This window comes from Nocardioides sp. (genome assembly GCF_004803405.1).
GTDB classification, from domain to species: domain Bacteria; phylum Actinomycetota; class Actinomycetes; order Propionibacteriales; family Nocardioidaceae; genus Nocardioides; species Nocardioides vastitatis.
This window is the reverse complement of the sequence record NZ_SSXI01000235.1, coordinates 1-4,962: the sequence shown is the minus strand read 5'-3', so window position 1 is coordinate 4,962 and position 4,962 is coordinate 1. Positions and strand designations below refer to the sequence as shown.

Here is a 4,962-nt window from a genome sequence, read left to right as displayed (position 1 = left end):
AACCGAGAGGCTGTGGGAGAGTAGGACGCCGCCGGACATACTTTGGCAAAGGGCCAGCACCTCGTGTGCTGGCCCTTTGTTCATTTCCGCGCTCCCAGGACCGACCACCCCGTCTCCACAGCGTCGCGTCCGGGCTCGGTTCTCCACACGCATCGCTCAGCCCCGACCGCCCTGTCGGACCGCCTCCACAGAATCGGCCTACCCGATGAAGGAGGACACGAATGGCAAAGGCTGTGAGGGACGTGACCGTGAACGAGGTGCGGCTGGTGGGCACCCTGTCGGCGGGGCCGCAGGTACGCGAGCTGCCCAGTGGCGATGCGCTCTGCGTGTGTCGGCTGGTGGTGCCACGCACCGACGTGCGGGTGCTGCCGTCGGGACGCAGAGGCCCTTCGGTCGACGTCGTCGACCTGGCGGCGTGGGCCCCGCGTCCGCGCCGGTCGATGGCGGGATGGCAGGCCGGGGACGAGGTGGAGGTCGCGGGCGCGCTGCGCCGTCGTTTCTACCGGTCCGGAGGACGCACGGCGTCGAGGGTCGAGGTGGAGATCAGGTCCGGACGGGTGGTGAGGCGCGCAGGGAGCGGATGAGGACGCCCAGGCTGGGCTTGGGCTGGAACGACGTGGCCTTCTCCGGCAGCAGTCGGTCGGCTTCCGCGACGCGGATCACCAGGTCCACGGTCGGTGCCGGCATCAGGACCGCGATGTCCTCACGCTTCGCCCGCTTCAGGGCATCGTCCACGCTGTGGTGGTAGCCGATGGTGGTGGGGCCGTGGGGGAGGGCCGGCACGATCCGGCGGTGCAGCGCCTCGACGGCGGCCTCGTCGGCGCCGACGTCGAGCGTGACGACGGCCCACCGTCTGCCGTCCGTCGCCGCCAGGTGCGTTGTCGACAGGGCAGCGACGGCCTGCTCCTGGGACTGCTCGCGGAAGCGGAGGCCGAGGTCCTGGGCAGCAGCGCGCAGGTCGTCGAGCGAGGTCCCGGTCAGGGTCCGGTGGATGGGGCCGAGGAAGAGCGGGGTGGCGTCCTGGTCGATGAGCATCGCGAGCCCGAGGTCGGTGGCCCGTGGCGCGCCGGCTGCGCCGGCCTCCCGTCGCTGGAGGCGCAGGTAGGCGGCGTATCGGTGGTGCCCGTCGGCGATGAGAGCTCGGGACCCGGCGAGCTCGTCGGCGATGACCTCGAGGACCGCGGCGTCCCGGATCGCCCAGATCCGATGCAGCTGCTCACTCCGGTCGGTGAAGCAGTGGTCAGGAGCTCTGCCGGCCACCGCGGCGAGGGTGTCACGGAGTCGCTCGGACCCATGGTGCACGAGCAGGATCGGTGCCGGGTTGAGGCTCATCTCCGCCATCCGGTCAGCCAGTTCGTCGGCCTGCGCGGGATGGATGCCCTCGTGGGGCAGCACGGCGCGGTCCTCGGGCCGGGTCGCGCGGCGGGAGACGTCGAGGGCGCCGACCAGTCCCCGGACCGTGATCCCCGCGGCCGTGTACTCGTGGAGATAGAGGGCGGGCTCGTCGTCTCGCCGCAGCAGGCCCTTCCCCTGCCACCGCAGCAGCCGGGCCGACACGTCCTTGTAGGGGCGTGCGAAGGCCCGTCCGGTCGACGGGTCGCCGACGCGGGACGGCACCAGCATCAGTGCCGGAAACGGTTCGAGGCGCAGCGGACCGGCAACGTACGGCGGCGTCACCAGGGTTCCTGCGTCCATCAGGGCATCGTACGGAGGAGGGGGTGAGAGCCACTGGCAAGGTGGTACCCGTGTTGCTCACATCGAACGTGCCCCTGGCGCGCGCGCACGACCTGGCCATGCTCGACCTCGACGGCGTGGTCTACGTCGGCCGGGAGGCGGTGCCAGGCGCGGCCGAGCACATCGCGGCCGTGCGCTCGGCCGGCATGAGAGTCGCGTTCATCACCAACAACGCCTCGCGTCCGCCGGACGAGGTCGCCGAGCACTTGACCCGGCTCGGGGTGCCGGCCGGCCGGGCCGACGTGGTGACCAGCGCCCAGGCCGCCGCGCGGATGGTCGCGGACACCTACGGGGTGGGCGTCAAGGTGCTCTGTCTCGGAGGTCCCGGCCTGGCCGCCGCCCTGGCCGAGGCGGGCCTGGTGCCGGTCGGCGCCGACGACGAGGCGGACGTGGTCGCGAGCGGCTACGGCCCCGAGCTGCGCTGGAGCGAGATCATGCGCGCCGCCGTACGGATCGCGGAGGGACTTCCATGGGTGGCCAGCAACACCGACCACACCATCCCGACACCGTTCGGGGTCGCTCCCGGACACGGGGTACTGGTGGACACGCTGCGGCGGTTCACCGGAGTCACGCCGGCTGTCGCGGGCAAGCCTGCCCGCCCGCTGTTGGACGAGACGGTACGACGGGTGGGCGGCCGCCGTCCGCTGATGGTCGGCGACCGGCTGGACACCGACGTCGAGGGGGCCCACAACGCGGGCGTCGACTCGCTCCTGGTGCTGACCGGTGTCACCGGACCCGCGCAGCTCGTCGCGGCACCCCCGCGCCTGCGGCCGTCGTACATCTCCGTCGACCTCGCCGGTCTGCTCGCATCGCACCCGGCGCCGGCAGCAGAGGGCGGCGGATGGGTCCTCGGCGGGTGGCGGGCAGAGGTGGACCGCGGCGGCGCGCTCGTGGTCGAGCGGACCGCTCCGGACGCGGTCCCGGACGACGCCTGGCGGGTGGCGTCGACCGCCGCGTGGCAGCATCTCGACGACACCGGCCGGGTCGTCGACATCACCGGCACCCGGGTCCCCGGCATCGAGGGGTCTGCGAGGTAGCCTCGCCGCATGACCGAGGTACCTGTTCCGGCGCCCACGCCCACCGGGATCGACTCCGTCGATCGTGTGCTCGACCTGGTCGCCGGCCTCGACGGTCGTCCGCTGGAGGAGCACGCGGCGACGCTCGAGTCCGCGCACGCCGAGCTCCGTCGTACGCTCGACGACCCTCCCGCCTGACCGTGCCGGCGCGCCGACTGCGACTCGACGCGGAGCTGGTGCGCCGCGGCCTGGCCCCCTCCCGCGAGCGGGCCGCCCAGATGGTCGCCGACGGCCGGGTCAAGGTCGGCGGGCTGGTCGCCAGCAAGCCGGCGACCGGGGTGACCACCGACGTCGCGATCGTGGTCCGCGAGGCCGACCACGGCCCGGACTACGTCGGCCGCGGTGCCCACAAGCTCGCGGGCGCTCTGGCCGTCTTCGGCGAGCAGGGCCTGGCGGTGACGGGCCGGCGCTGCCTGGACGCCGGGGCCTCCACGGGCGGCTTCACCGACGTGCTGCTCCGGGCAGGTGCCGCCGAGGTGGTCGCGGTCGACGTCGGCTACGGCCAGCTCCACTGGTCGTTGCGGCAGGACGAGCGGGTGAGGGTGCACGACCGCACCAACGTCCGCAGCCTGTCCGCGGCGGCCATCGGCGGTCCGGTCGACCTGGTCGTCGGGGACCTGTCCTTCATCTCCCTCACCCTTGTGCTGGATGCCCTGCTCGGGGTGACCCGTCCCGACGGGGACCTCGCACTGATGGTGAAGCCCCAGTTCGAGGTCGGCAAGGGCCGGGTCGGCGAGGGCGGCGTGGTGCGCGACCCGGAGCTGCGCGTGGAGGCCGTGCTGGGCGTCGCGCACGCAGCGGCCGAGCGGGGGTGGGGCGCCCGCGCAGTGACGGTCAGCCCGCTGCCGGGACCGACCGGCAACGTCGAGTTCTTCCTCTGGCTGCGTCACGGCCCGCCGGACGTGGACGACGCGGCGATCGCTGAGGTGGTGCGGCGTGGCACGTCGCGGCCCGATGACGGAGCCTGATGAGAGAGTGACCCCATGACCGCGACGACCGATACCCCGCGACGGGTGCTCGTCCTGGCCCACACCGGGCGCGACGAGGCTCGGGAGGTCGCGCGCGCGTTCGTCAAGGAGCTGACCGGCCACGGCATCGTCGTCCGACTGCTGACGCACGAGGCCGAGGACCTCGGCCTCGACCCGGGTGGCTACGTGCCCGCCGTCGAGCTGACCGACTCCGAGACCGACGCCAGCCGCGGTTGCGAGCTCACCGTGGTGATCGGCGGGGACGGCAGCATCCTGCGGGCAGCCGAGGTGACGCACCAGCGGCTGACACCGGTGCTGGGCGTCAACCTGGGCCACGTCGGCTTCCTGGCGGAGGCGGAGCACGAGGACGTCGCCGCCACCATCGACGCGATCATCCACCAGCGCTACACGACCGAGGACCGGCTCACGCTCGACGTCAGGGCGTACGTCGACGGCGAGCTCGTCTACGCGACCTTCGCGCTGAACGAGGCCAGCGTGGAGAAGGCCGCCCGCGAGCGGATGCTCGAGGTGGTCGTCGAGATCGACGGCCGGCCGCTGTCCCGGTGGGGCTGTGACGGTGTGGTCCTGGCGACCCCGACCGGATCCACCGCCTACAACTTCAGCGCCGGCGGGCCGGTCGTCTGGCCGCAGGTCGAGGCGCTGTGCATCGTGCCGCTCAGCGCCCACGCGCTGTTCGCGCGGCCGATGGTGGTCGCTCCGTCCTCGGTGATCGCGATCGAGGTGCTCGAGGGCAACCAGGGCTCCGGCGTGCTGTGGTGCGACGGCCGGCGCAGCGTCGACCTCCCGCCGGGCGCGCGGATCGAGGTCAGCCGCGGCCTCCGCCCGGTCCGGCTGGTCCGACTCCACCAGGCCCCGTTCGCCGACCGGCTGGTCGCCAAGTTCGGCCTCTCCGTCGAGGGGTGGCGCGGCGCGGCGGAGCAGCGCCGGCAGGACAGGGCGAAGGAGCAGGGAACGTGATCGAGGAGCTCCGGATCAGCTCGCTCGGCGTGATCGACTCCTCGACGCTCGAGCTCGGGCCCGGGCTCACCGTGATCACGGGTGAGACCGGCGCCGGCAAGACCATGGTCGTGACCGCTCTCGGGCTGCTGCTCGGCGGCCGCGCCGACACCGGCGCGGTCCGGGCGGGCGCGAAGCAGGCGCGCGTCGAGGGCCTGGTCTCCGCC

General features: G+C 73.2%; 7 protein-coding genes. 6 read left to right on the top strand and 1 reads right to left on the bottom strand.

All coding sequences use genetic code 11. From position 1 onward, the window contains the following. Positions 1 to 221 precede the first annotated feature (221 nt). Positions 222 to 584, top strand: coding sequence for a single-stranded DNA-binding protein (locus E7Z54_RS17305; RefSeq protein WP_136435825.1), 363 nt, complete (start codon positions 222 to 224; stop codon positions 582 to 584). Here E7Z54_RS17305 and E7Z54_RS17300 read toward each other — a convergent pair. After that, positions 544 to 1,695 (bottom strand): DUF1015 family protein, encoded by a 1,152-nt coding sequence (locus tag E7Z54_RS17300; RefSeq protein ID WP_136435824.1) that lies wholly within the window; start codon positions 1,693 to 1,695, stop codon positions 544 to 546. The genes E7Z54_RS17305 and E7Z54_RS17300 overlap by 41 nt on opposite strands. A gap of 50 nt (positions 1,696 to 1,745) precedes the next feature. On the opposite strand from E7Z54_RS17300, the gene E7Z54_RS17295 reads away from it, so the two are divergent. From E7Z54_RS17295 to E7Z54_RS17280, 5 genes are all read left to right on the top strand, one after another. Then, positions 1,746 to 2,771, top strand: coding sequence for an HAD-IIA family hydrolase (locus tag E7Z54_RS17295; protein WP_240769756.1), 1,026 nt, complete (start codon positions 1,746 to 1,748; stop codon positions 2,769 to 2,771). Positions 2,772 to 2,780: 9 nt separating this feature from the next. Next, complete coding sequence (locus E7Z54_RS23405; RefSeq protein ID WP_168798394.1) at positions 2,781 to 2,948, top strand: hypothetical protein; 168 nt, start codon at positions 2,781 to 2,783, stop codon at positions 2,946 to 2,948. A gap of 2 nt (positions 2,949 to 2,950) precedes the next feature. Continuing rightward, positions 2,951 to 3,778 carry a TlyA family RNA methyltransferase gene (locus E7Z54_RS17290; protein WP_136435822.1) on the top strand — a complete coding sequence of 276 codons (828 nt, stop codon included), beginning with the start codon at positions 2,951 to 2,953 and terminating at the stop codon, positions 3,776 to 3,778. 15 nt (positions 3,779 to 3,793) lie between these two features. After that, complete coding sequence (locus tag E7Z54_RS17285) at positions 3,794 to 4,756, top strand: NAD kinase (protein WP_136435820.1); 963 nt, start codon at positions 3,794 to 3,796, stop codon at positions 4,754 to 4,756. Next, on the top strand, positions 4,753 to 4,962 hold a 210-nt coding region (locus E7Z54_RS17280), incomplete at its 3' end, for an AAA family ATPase (RefSeq protein ID WP_168798395.1). The genes E7Z54_RS17285 and E7Z54_RS17280, both read left to right, overlap by 4 nt.